This is a genomic window from Undibacterium sp. TJN19, assembly GCF_049339485.1.
Classification (GTDB): domain Bacteria; phylum Pseudomonadota; class Gammaproteobacteria; order Burkholderiales; family Burkholderiaceae_D; genus Undibacterium.
Genome location: NZ_JBMPPL010000019.1, coordinates 1 through 16,790, shown reverse-complemented (window position 1 = coordinate 16,790; position 16,790 = coordinate 1). Strand labels below are relative to the sequence as shown.

Genomic DNA, 16,790 nt, shown 5'->3' with positions numbered 1-16,790 from the left:
GCCCGCCAATGTAGCAAGAAGATGTTTCGATCTGATTACAGTTATGCCTAGATTTGAAGCCTGCACATCGGCAGAAAAATCAGATTTCTAACAGGCAATAAGCGCCTGTCATTGCTTCATGCCGCATTAAATAAAATTACTTTTTTCCCGTACATGCATTCGGCAGCAACACCAAATTCAACACAGGCGTCAATCATCTTGTTCGACTCGATAATCTGCTTCGAGTCATCATGGTAATCAATGCCGGTAATGTATTTGTACCAGGGCTCGCGTCCCAGGGCATAGATGAAAACCTGGCTGGGATTGAAGATCTTGACCATAGGGAAGGCACGTTCAAAATCACTGCCGTTGAGCCGTCGGGAATTCTTGATATTCTTGCTGACCGTCTTGGTTGTCAGCGCACCATATAGCCAGGTATAAGGGGCACCCACGCATTCCATGCCAACGGCGAAGATATCAAAGTTCTTGTACAGCATGCTCAACTTCTCGTATAGCCTGGGCTCCAGGTTGGCTGAATCTGCACCAAAGAAAAATTTCCTGCCCAGCAGTTCCACATACCACGCAGATTTTGAACGGATATGCAGATCGCCATGTTCACCAAGAAACGGGATGGCAACGATCTTTCCACCGGGCACCTGAAATTCATCAAGGTCTTCAGCCTCTATCACATCAAAATTCAACGTCTTCAGAAGAAGTTTGATGGAAGGGTCGAAAAGACCGCCACCATTGTTTTTTGGCGCAATGATTTTGTTGGTCTTGTAGCGTAGTTGTAGCAAGGTTTCCAGGTTGACGTGATCCTGGTGGCTATGGGTAAGACAGATGTAATCTATCTTTTCAGGCAGTTCGCTGAAGCTGATCAGTTGATCACCATCCTTGCTGCCGCGGCTGGGAATGACAGGGTCGATGAGGATAGTGACTTCCGGGCTTTCTATCATGAAGCCGGCATGACCTGTATAGGTCAGGCGTATGCCTTGCTGGAGCGGTACATGCGTATACTGGGGTGGCTGCTCGGTAAACAATTCACTGACATCAACGCCGCCCTGCGCAGGCGTGCCTGTGATCAGTGCATCAAGCTCTGCACCGGTCAAAGGGTTTTCACGTGCAGCGAAAAACTTGTCGACCTTGGCATGATTAAAATCCAGCACCAGCTGGACATGATTTTCATCTGGCAGGCGAGGTGTACTGAAAACGAAGGGTCGCTCTTCAACCCGTGATAACAGACCAAAGCCCAGGCTTTGCAAATCGCGTTTGTAATATTCACTATGGTATAGCAGGGGTTCGATAAAGCGGTAAGATGCGTGGTGCTCGCCATCCATGAACAGTTCGACAAAACCACGTAATTTTTCAGGCACCTTCACGTATAAAGGCTCTATCGATTCACCGCTGGAATGATTTCTCAGCAATTCTTCCAGTTCGTCGATGGCCGCAGAGAACGCTATCAGCGGCGCGCAATTCTTGTCCAGTTCTTCGATCAGCGCCTTGATGCTGGACACCTGGTCTTCCTTGCAATCCAGGTATTCACTGCCAGCCAGGTCTCTCTCCTGATTTGCCAGAATATGCATCTGGAAATTATTCACAAATGATTTCATGATGCGACGGTGTGTATTGACCGTGTGCCTGGCTGCGGTCGCCGGCTGCATCAGGTAGGGCCAGGCATACCAGTGATTGAACAAAGGTTCGAAGTAGGCATCTTCTTTCAGGTACCATTTCCTGGCGCTCATTTGCAATCTCGCTTATATTTTTTAAATCAGTTTTTGAAATCAGTTTTTTCATCAGCGCATAGCAGGCTGACAGCTTTATGCCCTGTTTTTGCATTTCTCACGGCATTTAGCAATGCGCTTGATAATGACAGTCAGGTTTCTGCCTGTGCCGCATTTTGTGCGGCATTTGGCGCGGCATTTGGCTCTTCAACAGCCGCCGCTTCTTTTTCACGCAATTGCTGGTCAGCGAAATTCTGGAAGGTATGCACGGCGGTAAGAAACGCGGCAGTAAATGCGAATAACAGTATTGCCAGTGTCCTCGACCAGCCTTGACCCAGAATGTCCATCTCACCCAGGGTGATAGCGGCGATGGCTGCAATGAAGAAAAACAGCGCCAATGCGAAAATAGATCGCACACGCTTGTTTTCCCCTTGCCAGGCTTTGAAAAGAACGGGGATAAAAGGGATTTTCATAATAAATACCGGGTAAGGATTCAAGAGAGAATTTCATCGTCCAGTAACGAGAACGCCATGGCCGCATCTGCAACGGCCTGCAACAACCTAGTACGATCAATGTCCTGAGGAGGATGCGAGGGCCGATTCATCACCAGTTTCTGTCGGCAAACTCGTCGCAAGCCAGCCACTGATGCCTGCGGACATGACCATGGTGTTGTCATAGCCCATTTTCTTGGCGCGGCGTGCGGCATTTGGCGCTTTTCTGCACAGCGGGTTGGAACAGTAAAAAACCAGTCTGGTGTCTTTTTCTGATGGCAGGTCGCGATCATGGTAGTTAGCCGGATCAAGATTCAAGGCACCTGGCACATGCTCCTTCATCCAGCTTTGACGCGAATTGACATCAATGACCGTCACAGACTGGTTCCGTATCATTTCATGCAATGCATTGGGTGTGATGGACTTGAGCCCCATGAGTAATGCAAACATATTTTGCTCCTTGCCTGGCTACAGGCGATAACAGGTCAGTTGTCGCGATGATTGGGTCGCAGCAGCAAGGTTACCCAGGCAGCGACACCAAGTATGGGCATGAAGGTCTTCAGCGACTCCGGGTCGCTGAATGCCAGTATCACGCCAGCCAATAGAAAGGCGACTGCGAATATCAATGCCGCCGCCGAAGGTGTTGAAGATTTTTTTCTCAAACGTGATTCCAGCACATCGGCACTGATCACCGCCAGTGTCAACAGCAGTGGCGCGGCCAGTACCAGCCAGCGTGATTCTTCTGCAAGCACGGCAATCAGGGTGGAGATGACTATGCCTGCTCCCAATAGCAAACTAGGGCCAAGGCCAAACCAGTATTTTTTCGTCATATCGTATTCCCTCATTCATTCTTAGTGATAAAGCATGATGACAACTATCGTTTTATCGGCTCTGAAAAACTGATTTCATCGACGTCACCAAAGTTTTCATAACTGGACGTGATAATCCAGTCACCAGCTTTAAGCCCGTCCAGCACCTCCACGGATTGCGGATTCTGGCGGCCAAGTACAATATTGTGACGTCGTGCAGAGCGGCCATCCGGTGCCAGCAGATAAGCCCAGCGCCCATTGGTATGGCGATAAAACCCACCTTTATCGACGACGCTGGTCATTTTCGATTCGCTGAGACTCAAATCGATTTGCAAGGTCTGGCCGCGCTTGAGGCCTTCCGGTGCTGGTCCGACAAAAGTGAGGTCTGCCTGAAACACGCTGTTTTTTACTTCCGGGTAAATTTTTGATACTTGCAATTCATACGGGCTGCCGCCAAATTCAAATTTACCTTTTTGGCCTATGGCGACTTTCGAAATGTAGTATTGATCAATATTTGCACGGACCATGAAACTGCCCAGTTGATCAATTTGCCCAATGCGTTGCCAGCGCTGTATGCTCTGGCCAATTTCTGCATTCAGGGCTGATAACTGTCCATCTATCGGCGCCCTGACCTTCAGGCTATCGATAATCTGCGCCAGTATTTCCATATCCCGGTTGACACTGGTGATTGATGATTCAATCTGCTTGCTTTGCTGTTCTTCCAGCACAGTCTCTTGACGCACCCGCTCTTGCAATAAATTCTTTTTATTCTTGTAGTAGGTGACCTGGTCACGTGCTGTCTCCAGCGCCTCTTTGGACAGGAAAGGTGTAGGGTTATTCGCCAGTTGCTTGTAGCGGGCAAACTTTGTTTCTGCATCCAGCAGTTTAAATTCAAGATCGAGTAACTGATCTTTCAAAATCAGGTTGGACTGGGTCAGGCTGATCTTTGAATTGCGCAACTGGTTCAGGTTGTCCAGCAGGCGCGTCTCTGCATCAATGTTTTCTTTTTGCGCACTGTTATTGGAGAAGACCAAGATCAGGTCCCCTTTTTTAACCAGTTCGCCACTGTGGATATAAATCTTTTCGACGATGCCCCCTTCTTGCAGATCAAGAAAAAGGCTGTTCTTTGGCTGGGCATTCCCGTTGATGGCAGCATATTCCTGAAATTCACCTTGATGCACTTGCCCGGCACTGAGGCGACCGGCATCAACGCTCATCCGCGTTTTGCGCGAATTTGCGGCAACTTGGGTAATCAGAACAAGCGCTCCCAGACCAATTGCCGCAATAATGGCGATTTTTGGTCTTGACCACTTCTTCTTTTCTATGACTCTATCCATTAGATTGTCTTTACACGAAACCGTTTATCACACTATCGCTACGGGTGATTCAATTTTCCGCCACGGCCAGCACGACGCTGGTTGATTGACGCCCAAACAAGGTCAGCAAAGGCCCGGCCATGACCGTCGTTACAATAGCCATCACCAGAAACATGGTGAACAGTTCAGGGCCAATCAGGCCGGCATCGAGGCCAACCTTTAATACAATTAATTCCATCAGGCCACGTGCATTCATCAGTGCGCCGACCGACAGCGCCAGACGCGTTGGGCACCCGGCCAGGCGTGCGCCCAAAAAGGCACCAGTCATTTTTCCGATAACGGCAGTCAGCAATATCATGGCAAAGATACCGACAGTCTGGCCAGTGAAGGCACTGGCTGTCGTCTTCAGACCAGACAAGGCAAAGAAGACCGGTAGCAAGACGACCACGGCAACAGGTTCAATCCGCTCGCTAAACCAGTGCAGCAAGCGGTCATCACGCGGCAGGCACAGTCCAAACAAAAATGCCCCAAAGACTTCATCAATATGAATACTCTTGGCCACATAGCCGGCGACAAATACGCCTATGAGTATGAAAGTGAACAGGACATTGCCTGGCTGGCCGCTGGCTGGCAACAACCTCGCAATCAGGGGACGCACGATGCCAAACAAGACCAGTATCATGACCGCCAGGCCGGTCACCAGTTGCGTGGCACGGTTCCAGTCTGCATTGGCGCTGGCAAAAATCACGACCATTCCGACCAGCACCCAGGCCAGCAAGTCAGCAATCGCCGCAGACGACAATGCCAATTGCCCCAGGCTGGTATGTGCAATCGACCTGTCCTTCAGAATGCGCGCTAAAACCGGAAAAGCGGTAATGGAAAAAGCGACCGAGATAAAAGCAGAAAACGGCCAGAACGCCACGTTGGCTGGCGCAAAACGCTCATACAGTACTGGAGCAATAGCCAAGCCCAGACCGAGGGGAAATAAAACTGAAAGGACACCAATAGAGCTGGCAGCGATCAGCATCGGCTTCGCGCCCACCGGCAATCGTAGTTCCAGACCAACGATGAACATGAAAAGTACAACACCAAGCTGCACCAGCCCTTGCAGACCAGCCAGACTGGAAGTTGCAAAAAGCTGGGAATGGAGTTCAGGAGCAATTGCGCCGAATATGCCAGGGCCCAGCATAAGACCGGCAAACATTTCACTGACTACGGACGGTTGCCCAAAGCGACGCAATACAAATCCAACCAGGCGTGCCGTGCACAGTATGACTGCAACCTGGATAAGAACGGGATTTTCAAGCATGATCTGACACCTGACTGTTATTTGAAGAATTCAGAATAAGATTGAAGGAAATATTTTCCCGCCGCAGTTTTTTCCTGAACACTTTCTTATTCTTCTTCAAGAAAATAAGGCAATTGATTGCATCAGGTGATCGGCATTCTGCAGCCAGACTATCAGCCCTGGAATGTTGACTGGAGAAACTTGCAGCGACCAATTTTTCGTCGACATAAGTCGCCAGAAAATTTCCGCCATACTGCTTGTCGAATGTCGATGAATGTATCGACTTGAAAAAATCTTCTATCCTGTTCATGCGCTTTTTCCTCAGGCAATAGCCGCGAAATATGCATAGGCATTTGCGAGCAGCAGTTCTTTGGAAACAGCACACTGGCGCTAGCAAATATAGTAGAAAGTTATTACGATGATGTGACGTTTTGAAAAGAATTGAGATGTACCTGAATTAGTTTTTCCATTCAGATAAACGCATTTTCTAATGCGGTTTTTTTGATGAATATTCTTGTTGAAAAATTTTTTTCCAAGAATATTTTAAAATTTCCATACAACTATTTTCATATGGAAACAACGCGATGAATATCAGCATGCTTGACTGACAGGATCATTTCTTTCCCTTATCTGGCCTGGCAATATTTCTCGTAAATATTGCTCTACACCACCTGGCCGGCGACGGCGCTGGTTAGGGTAACCAAAAGAAACTTCTTCAAATCGCACACCGTCTATCCAGCGTGTTGACGGAATATGCAAATGCCCTGAAACAACGACGCGCGCATTAAAGCGTCTATGCCAGTCCTCGCTTTTAGTCGTGCCGCACCATAGCGTGAAACGTGGGTACAAAGGCACGGCTGCAACATCACGACGCGTAGGAAAATGATTGACCATGACCAGTGGTGCCGTGCGCGCAGCATCGGCAAGTTTGCGCTCTGTCAAATCACAGCGCGCGGCACACCATGCCTGGCGCGATGGATACGGATAAGGGTCAAGATAAAATTCATCCATGCATACGACACCGCTTTCTTCAGCCCAACTAACCGCCTTTTCCATGGAAACGGATGCAGGTCTGAAGCTATAGTCGTACAGCAAAAACATCAGCGCAAGCACATGCGCACCACCAGGCCCCGGCCAGATCGCAAACGGGTCTTCTGGCGTCAGTACATGGTATTTTCGGCAGATGTTGACCAGTGAAAAATATTTTTCTTCACCACGTTTTTCATTTTCTGAAACCGTCCATAATTCGTGATTGCCTGGAACCCAGAATACTCGCGCGAATTTGGGAGTGATGATTTGCAAGACAAAATCAAGCTCTGCTCCGGTATCGCAGATATCACCGGCAAGTATCAGCCAGTCGTCATGGTGATCAGGTAATTGCAGCAATGCTGCCCTGTTCTCCGCATGGCGCACATGCAGATCGCTGATTGCCAGCAAACGCATCTAGGCCCTCTTTTGCAGCGCAGGCATTTGGGGAATTACTTCGCTGATGTGAAGTGTCAATTCGGGCTGCTTGCCATGACGCACACTGGTGGCCATGGTGTGATGTTCGCTGAGATGATGCAGGCTAAATTGCCACTCAGTCGCGGTATCCGGCAATGCTGATGCAAAGCTGATGTCTATCTTTGGGTCAGCCAGCACAAACGAAAACTGATCCAGAGGGATTGAAAGTCCCATGCCACGCGCCTTGATATAAGACTCTTTCAAAGTCCACAGGTCAAAAAACCGTTGCCGCTGTTGCGCCTGCGGTAATGCCTTCAGCCCACTCAGCTCTACTGCTGAAAAGACATGCTCGGCAATGGACAGGGTTTCTGTCTTGCGATTGACCTCTTCAACATCAATGCCGGCTTCACAACCCCTGGTGACGATGCAGGCCACCAGGCTGCGCGCATTGGACAAATTGAAACGCAAATCCGGCGGCGCTGCGGGGGTTTCTATTTCTGGCCTTCCATAGGCATTCGTGCGAAAACTCCAGTCTTGCGGCGCTATGCTGGCATAGCGCGACAAGCTGGTACGGCATAGGGTGCGGGTCAGCAGATATTCCGTTTTCAGATGATCGAAGGCAAGACGGGACAGCCGCTCTTGCTCCTGCACATTGAGCAGTGAGCGATAGTAATCGAGTAATGCTGGTGTTGAACAGCGATCTGTCCATGCATACCAGACATGGGCTTCGTGCGCACCCAGGCTGGCAGGCATATCGATCTCGCTATCGTAATACTGATTCATTCATTTTCCATTAATGTGGCTGGCGATGATTCTGGCTTCAGCAAGCCAAAAGACCGGGTATCCGGGCTGACATAACCGCTAAATTCTGTTTCTACACGGCCATAACCATTCCATACTTTAAAACCCAGCCTGGCTTTGAGTTTGTCAGGCATTTCTTGCCACAGTGATTTGTCCAATCCTAACATTATATTTTCTTGCTGGCGAAATTGGGGGGCGCAGAAAGTAGCGAGAACGCCAATTCTGTCCGGTGCCCCGATATTGGCACCATTGCCATGCCATAAACGGCCATCAAAAACAATAAGCGTTCCCGCGGGGGCTTCTGGCTGTATCGTTTGATAACGCTCCTGGTTTTCTTTTTCAGGATAAGCACCGGACAAATGCGTGCCCGGCACCATTTCTGTCGCCCCATTTTTTTGCGTGAAATCTGTCAGCATCCATACAGCTGTCACCGTCACAGGCGGGGCGATACCCAGATTTTTGTCTGGCGCGATGAATTCAGGTGCAGGGTGGCGCGTAATCGCCGACACGCGCCGGTGTTGCGGGTTGGCCGATGACGGCTGCGGCATCCACCATTGGTCAGTGTGCAGACCCATGCGTGTCGACCCCGAACGTACAATATTGGCTGATAAAGTAGACAAGAGGAAATCATCGCCCAGCACATGACCAACCAGTGTATCAATCAGCGGATGGATAACCAGGTCACGGAAAATCTTCCCCTTATTGATCAGCATGAACAGGCGCTGGTTGACGCCGCCATCTTTTTCGTCAAAAGCGGTTGCCTTGAAAAGCCCTTTTTTATCCAGATGATCCTGGTTGCGCCCGCCATCCCGAAATGCCAGGCCTCGTTCCTGCTCGGCCAATGCCTGCTCTATCAGGCGGGATTTTGCTGTTTCAATATCGGCTGCCGCCAGCGCGCCATCTATCAAACAAAAACCGTGGGTATCGAGATCGCTTTTTGCTTTGTCCAGATTCTTGGTGGGGGGAAAATCCTGTTCCATATTTATCTCCATTTCTTAACATTAAGTTTTTAGTCAACAAATTAGCCATCCAATGCATCAACAGATGAACTGCCTGCATGCATCCATGCATGCGCCAGCACCCCAATAGGCTCATGCGGCGATCAGGCGCCCATAGTTAGCCTTCAGGTTTTCAGCACAGACTGTCCAGGGCAAATCAGCCAGTTCTGTCTTTGCTTTTGTACGCAGGTTGTCTGCATAGCCTGGGTCGCGTGCTATTTCAACGATATAACTGGCTATGGTGTCAATATCCCAATGGTCCACTTTGACGACATGCTCAAACAGTTCTACGACGCCAGACTGTCTGGAAAGAATGCTGGGAATATTGGCATTGATGGCTTCCAGCGCGGAAATGCCAAAGGGTTCAGACACAGAAGGCATGACATAGATATCTGTACGTTCCAGCAAGTGTTGTACTTCGTCTGCCTGCAAAAATCCCGGGAATACAATGCGGCCAGTCAAGCCCAGGGATTTTGCAAGCGCCTTCATTTCTGGCAGTAAATCACCATCACCGGCCATGACAAAACGCAGTTCAGGCTCGTGTTGCAGCGCCTTGCTGGCAGCCTGGATAAAATACGCAGGGCCTTTTTGCTGTGTGATGCGGCCAAGAAAAGTCACCGTTTTACTGCTTTTTCTGTTGATGCTTTTCACCGCGCTGGCTGCATGGCCGCGTTCTATGCCGTTATAGATCGTAATGACTTTTTCCGGGTTCTGGCGGTAACGCTCAATGACAATATCACGTGTGAAATTGCTGACGGCGATGATCTGGTCTGCGGCATCCATGCCGCAACGCTCAATGTCGATAATCCTCGCGTCGGCATTGGCGCCGGCACGGTCATATTCTGTCGAATGAATATGCAGCACCGAAGGCTTGCCACTGATTTTCTTGGCAAATTTCCCCGCCAGCGAAGTCAGCCAGTCATGCGAATGAATGACATCGAACTGATCATGGTCGGCAAACAGCCGCGCCGCCCTTTCTGCATAATTGACGGTGGCCGCGATCAGGTCGCCACCGCCATATGCCTTGAGTAGCGCTGTCACTGATGCGGATAAAATACCATGTTGTATCCCGCGATCGTTGGCGAGCCTAATATCTTGTTTCAAATCGTGTTTGAAATCATGTTTAAGATCAGGCAAGCCCACCAGTGTCGCAAATGAATGGTCTTCGTTCTTGTGCAGTCTGGGCAATACCAGGGTGACATTCACACCATCGATTTCACTTAAGCCCTTGGTCATGCCATAACATGCCGTGCCCAGGCCACCCGAGATATTGGGTGGAAATTCCCAGCCAAACATGAGGATATTCATTGACGGCTCTTTTGCAGTTTTCATGTGTTCAACTCCTTTCCAGCAATATCAGGCCGTTCATCATGTCCAGCGTTACATGGCCATCTGTCATTGTGATTTTTTGCGTGCTATAGGCATCGCGCAAGACTTCGCCTTCGGCAAAGCAGGTGCCGACATCGATCTTCATTTCTCCTTCGCCGCCGATAACGATAACAACACTGTCACCGGATGCCTGATGCTGACGTGAAAAAATGTAAGGTTCGTCGCACAACTTGTTGTGCACACCACGGGCAATCGCAACATGGCGTGACCTGAACATTCCCAGACGTCGCCAGTGATGGAGGACACGCTCATCCATGGCTTGCCAGTTCATATCTGAACGGGTTGCCTGGGCCATATCCGAAGGAGTAAATGGCCCGGCATGCCGCCCGGTTTCATCACCGTAAAATATCTGTACACCGCCGGGCGCAAGCAATAGCGCCGTGCCACCATCAATCAGCTTTTCCCTGTCGAATAATTCTGTGTCATGGGAAGATATATAGGACAGCACATTGTGTGCTGCCGGTGCACAAAGCACGGTGGCATATCTGAAATACAGTTTATCGAGCCTGTGCAAGGCGAGGCTGCGATCATAAGCATCTGCCATGTCACGGTCCTGGAAGATGTTCTTCAGTTCTTCCTGAAACTGGAAATTGATGAGATTATCGAAACCATGTTCAAAATAGATATTCTTTTCAATGCCATTGCCGAATACTTCACCGGTCATCCAAAACGGGCTTTTTTCATCTGAGGCGGGCAAATTTCCCTGCTGCCATTGCTGCAAGGCCACAGTGGCAGCCGCTTTCAGTTTCTGCCAGACAGGCAGTTCAACATGCTTGGCCGAATCACAACGGAATCCATCTATTCCATATTGCCTTACCCATGCAGTTAGCCAGTGCACCAGGTAGTCGCGCACGGCAGCGTCTGGCAAATCCACGGCTTTACTACCAGGTTTATTTTTCAGAAATGTTGGCAGGCTGACTGGCACATCGCTCTCAGTCCTGAACTTTGGCATGTCGTAGACGAGACGACTAAGATCATCATCACCACCACCCAGGTAAGATGGCAATTTGGCCCTGACCCATTCGACACCCCACCAATCCTGCAGCCTGGGGTTGTCGTAATTCAAATAACAGTCATACTGTTGCGGTGTGGCTGCTTTCCAGCCAGCTTGCACAATTTCGGGCAGGTATTCCGACATGGTCAGCAGATCGGGATAACCGGCATGACCAATCACGATATCGAGGATGATCCTGATACCTGCCGCATGGGCGGTGGCAACCAGTTCAGCCAGATCATCAGCAGAGCCAAAGTTGTCATCCACCAGGGTATAGTCCAATACCCAGTAGCCGTGATAAGCCTCATACCTGAACTCACCATTCGCAGCGGCGACCCAGCCGTGTATCTGTTCATAGGGAGCGGTCATCAAAATGCCATTCACCCCCAGGCGGGTGAACCAGCCGGCTTTAATCTTCGCGCTGATACCTGAAAAATTGCCACCATGAAAAGCGCCGATTTCTGTTGCATCAGACAAGCGCCCATAGCTGGCAGGCCGGCCTGGCTGGCTGTTATGAAAGCGGTCAGTCATCAGATGATAAATGACGGGGTTATCATGAAAGCTGCCAGCGGGATTTTTATCCCGCACCCTGGCACCGTCCTGGCCTGATGGTTTGTCTGGATCAGGTTTCATCATGCAACCAGTGACTGCAATGAAGAAAGGCAATCCTGCGCAAAGTTGCGTATCGTCTCTTCATGATGAATATCGCTGCTATAAACGCAGGTCAGCACCACCGTGTCTTTGCCATTGTCACACTCTATCATCAGCGTATAGGAAACCAGGTTCTCCTGCGCGCCCGCTGCGACAAATGCGATTTCTTCGACAGAAATTTTGGGTGGTGCCTCGGTATCAGCGGTATCAGCAATGTCGACAGTTTCCGTACTGTCAGTCCTGCTGCCGAGGGTCGTCCGGTTATTCAAAAATACCTGCGGTGGAGGGCTGGCCGCAAATTCGGCATGGATATCCACATCAGCGCAGGTATAACGCAAGAAGCCATAACCCAGTACATTATCCATCGTCTCGCGCACGCTGGCCTGCAACCGTGCAAATGCCGCCGCTTGATCAAGGTCAGGCCTGACTTCAAGATATAAAGGGAACTTGATGGTGGTCGGGCCTATGGTTGCCAACAAATCGAGACTGGGCAACACGGCGCCACGGCCATGCGATTCACAGTCGAGCCGCAATGAACGCTCACCTGTCCAGCGATGATAAGCATGTGATATGGCAAACAGCACCAGATCGTTGAAACTGGCGCCCTGGTATGCACGTAAATAGCTTGTCAGCCGTTGCAACAGTGCCGCATCCAGCACCACCGAAACCCGGCGTGAGTTCACATCGGTATGACGGCCACCCTGCCTATCTACTGGCAAGAGCCTGGACGCATTCAGCCTGTGGGGCTGACGCCAGAAAGACAGGGCACGGGCGGCAAACATGGGCTGGCTGGTGGCCTCGTCCAGCGCCAGCAGGTATTGCTGATAACTGGCTGATGCTGATTGTTGAGGCTGCTGCATATCTTTCCCTGCTTGCATATCCGTGCTGAATGCATGATTGATACGCAGCAGCTCTGCTATCAGCAACTGTAGCGAGTAGCCATCCACCACATGCTTGGACACTGACAACAGCAACTTGCTCTCATCTGCTCCTCCAAAATCACATAGCGCCGCAGCGATGACCGGCCCGTTCACGATGCTTAAACCTACCTCCAGTTGACGGGCTGCTTCGCGCGTGGCTGCATGCCTGTCTTGCTGCGCCAGCCCGGTCATGTCGTAAGTGATAAAGGATACTTCAGCATCTGCCAGCATGCGCTGCGCCCAGCGCCCTTGCTGCGTCCGGTAAAAGCGCAGGCGGAAGATATCGTGCTGCTGCAACAACTGCTGCATGGTCGCCTGCACTGCCTCTGCCTTCAATTGCCATGGTACGGTCAGGCTTAAGGTATTGGCCCAGCTATGTTCTTCGGGGTTAAAGGTATTCAGATACCAGGCCTGGTTTGGTGTGAAAGGCAGGTCTTCTGCATCCGGCACCTGTGCTGAACGCGGGGTACAGAGCTGTATGGCCTTGCCCAAAAAGCTGATCAGTTCATCCTTGTATAGCGCTATTTTCTGGCGAATTTCTTCCGATACGACGCCACGCGGCGCGCGGAAGCGCAACTGATCTGTTTCAACCCAAAGCCCGACGTTGAGCTGTTCAAGTTCGAAGAGCAGTTTAGCGATTGTCATCTGCAAAGTCCTGTATGAATACTGGTTTCAACGGTTAAATTTTCTGCACTTCATGTCTGCCATCAAGCTTCTAAATAATGCCTTCTTCATAGTCGTTTTCTTCCAGCCTGACAGCGGGAATGGCGATACGCCTGCCAAGTTCGGCAATGCTCGGCGCCAGAAACACTTCGCGTAAAGGCAGATCTCTTCCCAGCACCATGCGTATCTGGCTCACCAGATGCACGGCCAGCAGGGAATGTCCACCCAGTTCAAAGAAATTGTCGTGACGACCAACCCGCTCAAGACGCAACAGCTGTTGCCATATCAGCGCAAGCGCTTCTTCAATCTCACCTTGCGGCGCTTCGTAGGCGCGTGATGCATAGGCATCGTGTTCAGGTGCGGGCAACAGTTTGCGGTCAAGCTTGCCATTCGCGGACAAGGGCAAGGCTGTCAGGAAAACAAAGGCCCCGGGCACCATGTAGCCAGGCAGGCTTGCCTGCAAATGGATGCGCAAATCATGGATGCCAGGTGCCTGATCCGCATGGCTGGTCAAATAGGCCACCAGTCGCTTTTCGCCAGGTATATCTTCACGTGCGATTACCACGGCTTCCTTGATGGCCGCATGCTTGCATAATTGCGCTTCAATTTCACCAAGCTCTATCCTGAAACCGCGAATCTTTACCTGATGATCATTACGCCCCAGATATTCAATATTGCCATCGGCTTTGTAGCGCCCCAGGTCACCGGTTTTATAGAGTCGCGCACCGGGCTTGTTGCTGAAGTGATCCGCAATAAACCGTTGTGCCGTCAAGCCAGGGCGATGGTAATAACCCCGTCCTACGCCTGCACCACCAATATATATCTCGCCACTGACCCCACGTGGCACGGGTTCCAGTTGCGCATCAAGCAGGTAGATTTGCGTATTCGCTATCGGCTTGCCTATGGGCACGCGGCTTGCACCCATGTCTGAACGACATTCCCAATAAGTCACATCAATCGCGGCTTCGGTCGGGCCGTATAGATTATGCAGGCGTGCTTGCGGCAATGATTCCAGGCACCAAGTCTGCAATTCCACCGGCAGTTCTTCACCGCTACACACTATCGTTCGCAAGCTGTCGCAATAGCGTGCCGGCCCGTTGGCCAGAAATGCCTGGAGCATGGACGGTACAAAATGAACGGTCGTAATCTTCTCTGCGGCAATCAGTTGGTTCAGGTAAGCCGGGTCCTGGTGCCCCTGAGGGCGGGCGAATACCAGCGATGCGCCATTCAGCAAAGGCCAGAAAAACTCCCACACCGATACATCAAAGCCAAAGGGTGTCTTCTGCAAGACTTTGTCAGTCTCGTCAAGCGTATATTGGTCCTGCATCCAGTGCAGGCGATTGACGACAGCACGATGCTCATTCATCGCCCCCTTGGGTTGACCGGTTGAACCCGAGGTATACATCATGTAGGCAAGATGTGAGTACATCAGCCCATCACGTTTCGCATCCGGGTTATGCATGCCCTGGCTATCGAGCTCTTCCACCATGGTATCGAGCACGATCACTCTTGCCTTGGTAAATGACAACAGGGCTTGCAGCGATTGCTGGGTCAGCAGGATGGCCGGGGCAGAGTCTTCCAGCATATATGCCAGACGCTCAGGCGGATAAGCCGGGTCCAGCGGCACATAAGCGCCACCGGCCTTCAATATACCCAGCAAGCCAACTATCATGGTGACGCTGCGTTCAACGCAGATTGCCACCAGTTGATCGGCGACTACACCCTGGCTACGCAGATAATGCGCAAGCTGGTTTGCCTGCCTGTTCAATTCTGCATAAGTGCACTTTTGTTCGCCGTAGACGACCGCGATCGCGTCCGGTGTTTTTTGAACCTGGGCCTCGAACAATTCATGCAGCAACTGGCCTTGTGGATAATCCACTGCACTGGCATTGAACTCTGCAAGCAATTGATGGCGTTCGTCACTGCCAAGCAGATTGATGGATTTGACTTTCTGCGCAGGGTCATCGACCATCGCGGCAAGCACTGTTTTCAGATACGCTGCCCAGCGCTCTATCGTAGCCTGGTCAAACAGGTCGCTGGCATAACTGAAACTGCCCACCAGGTGTTCACCCGCTTCCATCAGCGACAGCGTCACATCGAAAGGTTCGACATCATAGGAAATCTCTTGCGGCACCACACGCAGGCCAGGCAGGCTGAATGCGCCTTGCGGAGTATTTTGCAATACCAGCATCGCCTGGAACAAAGAGCTATGACGCAGGCTGCGTGGCGGTTGCACAGCCTCTACCACCTGTTCAAAGGGCAGATCCTGATGCGCATAGGCTGCCAGGGTCATGGCTTTCACGTCGGCCAGCAAATCGACGACACTGGGGTTTTCACCCAAATCAGCGCGCAATGCCAGGGTGTTGACAAAGAAACCGATCAACTCTTCGATGTCTGTGCGCGGACGGTTGGCAACCGGTGTGCCGATGACAATATTGTCCTGCCCGCATAAACGCGATAACAGTATTGAAAAACCTGTGTATATCGTCATGAACAAGGTAGCGTCATGCTGCCGTGCCAGTTTTTTAAGTTGCAAACTGAGTTCTGCGCTGAGTGCAAAAACAAATCTACCACCACGATAACTTTGCGTCTGCGGACGTGGACGATCAGTTGGCAATTCCAGCAGCGATGGCGCTCCGGCAAGTTGCGTTTTCCAGTAGTCAAGCTGGCGTTGCAGCAAATCTCCCTGCAATCGCTGGCGTTGCCATACCGCATAGTCGGCATACTGGATAGACGGCGGCGGCAAGGGATCAACACGTCCCTCGCAATATGCCGCATACAAGGCCGCCAGTTCCTGCAAGAAGATACCCATGGACCAGCCGTCAGAAACGATGTGGTGCATGGTAATCAGCAAGACATGCTCCTGTGTAGACAGCGTCAACAGGCGTCCGCGTATCAACGGCCCCACACTCAGGTCAAAGGCTGTACCGACTTCTTCGCCGCTGTGCAGCCTGATCTGTGCCGCATGCTCTTCTGCTGACAGGTGCTGCAAATCGATGAACGACAAGGCAAACGGCGCCCGCGGCAAGATGATTTGTGTCGCCCCGCCCCCCATATTGGCGAACACCGTGCGCAAGGTCTCATGCCTGTCAATAATGCGATCAAGGGCAGCCTGCAAGGCGGTGTAATTCAGCTCGCCTGTCAGACGCAGGGCATCCGGCATGTGATAGGCAGCTGCACCATGCTCCAGTTGATCGATAAACCACAAGCGCTGCTGCGCAAAGGAGAGCGGCAAAGGCAAGTCCCGGTCAGCCCGCCCGATCTCCTCCCCCACCAGCACCGCCGTACCCTGCCCCGCCAGCACCTTCGCCAGCGCCGCAATCGTCG

13 protein-coding genes are annotated in these 16,790 nt (G+C 51.2%); all 13 read right to left on the bottom strand.

Going from position 1 to position 16,790, the window contains the following annotated elements:
• Window positions 1-116 precede the first annotated feature (116 nt).
• Entirely contained in the window at window positions 117-1,721 is a 1,605-nt protein-coding gene (locus tag ACO0LH_RS27410; RefSeq protein ID WP_422944329.1) for an MBL fold metallo-hydrolase, read from the bottom strand.
• A gap of 131 nt (window positions 1,722-1,852) precedes the next feature.
• Window positions 1,853-2,173, bottom strand: coding sequence for a hypothetical protein (locus ACO0LH_RS27405; RefSeq protein ID WP_422944328.1), 321 nt, complete (start codon window positions 2,171-2,173; stop codon window positions 1,853-1,855).
• Between the two features lie 96 nt (window positions 2,174-2,269).
• Window positions 2,270-2,641, bottom strand: coding sequence for a rhodanese-like domain-containing protein (locus tag ACO0LH_RS27400; RefSeq protein WP_422944327.1), 372 nt, complete (start codon window positions 2,639-2,641; stop codon window positions 2,270-2,272).
• A gap of 35 nt (window positions 2,642-2,676) precedes the next feature.
• A complete protein-coding gene (locus ACO0LH_RS27395; RefSeq protein ID WP_422944326.1) occupies window positions 2,677-3,021 on the bottom strand; it encodes a hypothetical protein in 345 nt (114 codons plus the stop codon).
• Between the two features lie 44 nt (window positions 3,022-3,065).
• The gene (locus tag ACO0LH_RS27390; RefSeq protein ID WP_422944325.1) at window positions 3,066-4,337 is read right to left on the bottom strand and encodes an efflux RND transporter periplasmic adaptor subunit; all 1,272 of its coding nucleotides are present in this window, start codon (window positions 4,335-4,337) and stop codon (window positions 3,066-3,068) included.
• A gap of 49 nt (window positions 4,338-4,386) precedes the next feature.
• Complete coding sequence (locus tag ACO0LH_RS27385) at window positions 4,387-5,625, bottom strand: cation:proton antiporter (protein ID WP_422944324.1); 1,239 nt, start codon at window positions 5,623-5,625, stop codon at window positions 4,387-4,389.
• Window positions 5,626-6,195: 570 nt separating this feature from the next.
• Window positions 6,196-7,047, bottom strand: coding sequence for a metallophosphoesterase family protein (locus ACO0LH_RS27380; protein ID WP_422944323.1), 852 nt, complete (start codon window positions 7,045-7,047; stop codon window positions 6,196-6,198).
• Window positions 7,048-7,830: a 4'-phosphopantetheinyl transferase family protein gene (locus ACO0LH_RS27375; RefSeq protein WP_422944322.1), complete on the bottom strand. Its 783-nt coding sequence runs from the start codon at window positions 7,828-7,830 to the stop codon at window positions 7,048-7,050.
• Window positions 7,827-8,828, bottom strand: coding sequence for a phytanoyl-CoA dioxygenase family protein (locus ACO0LH_RS27370; RefSeq protein ID WP_422944321.1), 1,002 nt, complete (start codon window positions 8,826-8,828; stop codon window positions 7,827-7,829). Before ACO0LH_RS27370 ends, ACO0LH_RS27375 begins: the two co-directional genes overlap by 4 nt.
• A gap of 111 nt (window positions 8,829-8,939) precedes the next feature.
• On the bottom strand, window positions 8,940-10,178 hold the full coding sequence (locus ACO0LH_RS27365; RefSeq protein ID WP_422944320.1) for a glycosyltransferase family 4 protein: 1,239 nt from the start codon (window positions 10,176-10,178) through the stop codon (window positions 8,940-8,942).
• Window positions 10,179-10,182: 4 nt separating this feature from the next.
• Window positions 10,183-11,865, bottom strand: a complete 1,683-nt coding sequence (locus ACO0LH_RS27360; protein ID WP_422944319.1) for an alpha-amylase family glycosyl hydrolase — start codon at window positions 11,863-11,865, stop codon at window positions 10,183-10,185.
• The gene (locus tag ACO0LH_RS27355; RefSeq protein WP_422944318.1) at window positions 11,862-13,445 is read right to left on the bottom strand and encodes a condensation domain-containing protein; all 1,584 of its coding nucleotides are present in this window, start codon (window positions 13,443-13,445) and stop codon (window positions 11,862-11,864) included. The genes ACO0LH_RS27360 and ACO0LH_RS27355 overlap by 4 nt, the downstream gene beginning before the upstream one ends.
• A 70-nt stretch (window positions 13,446-13,515) precedes the next feature.
• Window positions 13,516-16,790, bottom strand: a 3,275-nt coding sequence (locus ACO0LH_RS27350) for an amino acid adenylation domain-containing protein (RefSeq protein ID WP_422944317.1), incomplete at its 5' end; no start/stop codon positions are given.

Excerpts from the sequence above, each read along its gene's own strand:
- ACO0LH_RS27410 (WP_422944329.1), bottom strand. The coding sequence starts at position 1,721 with ATGAGCGCCAGGAAATGGTACCTGAAAGAAGATGCCTACTTCGAACCT.
- ACO0LH_RS27355 (WP_422944318.1), bottom strand. The coding sequence starts at position 13,445 with ATGACAATCGCTAAACTGCTCTTCGAACTTGAACAGCTCAACGTCGGG.
- ACO0LH_RS27395 (WP_422944326.1), bottom strand. The coding sequence starts at position 3,021 with ATGACGAAAAAATACTGGTTTGGCCTTGGCCCTAGTTTGCTATTGGGA.
- ACO0LH_RS27390 (WP_422944325.1), bottom strand. The coding sequence starts at position 4,337 with ATGGATAGAGTCATAGAAAAGAAGAAGTGGTCAAGACCAAAAATCGCC.
- ACO0LH_RS27365 (WP_422944320.1), bottom strand. The coding sequence starts at position 10,178 with ATGAAAACTGCAAAAGAGCCGTCAATGAATATCCTCATGTTTGGCTGG.
- ACO0LH_RS27385 (WP_422944324.1), bottom strand. The coding sequence starts at position 5,625 with ATGCTTGAAAATCCCGTTCTTATCCAGGTTGCAGTCATACTGTGCACG.
- ACO0LH_RS27380 (WP_422944323.1), bottom strand. The coding sequence starts at position 7,047 with ATGCGTTTGCTGGCAATCAGCGATCTGCATGTGCGCCATGCGGAGAAC.
- ACO0LH_RS27370 (WP_422944321.1), bottom strand. The coding sequence starts at position 8,828 with ATGGAACAGGATTTTCCCCCCACCAAGAATCTGGACAAAGCAAAAAGC.
- ACO0LH_RS27375 (WP_422944322.1), bottom strand. The coding sequence starts at position 7,830 with ATGAATCAGTATTACGATAGCGAGATCGATATGCCTGCCAGCCTGGGT.
- ACO0LH_RS27405 (WP_422944328.1), bottom strand. The coding sequence starts at position 2,173 with ATGAAAATCCCTTTTATCCCCGTTCTTTTCAAAGCCTGGCAAGGGGAA.
- ACO0LH_RS27360 (WP_422944319.1), bottom strand. The coding sequence starts at position 11,865 with ATGATGAAACCTGATCCAGACAAACCATCAGGCCAGGACGGTGCCAGG.
- ACO0LH_RS27400 (WP_422944327.1), bottom strand. The coding sequence starts at position 2,641 with ATGTTTGCATTACTCATGGGGCTCAAGTCCATCACACCCAATGCATTG.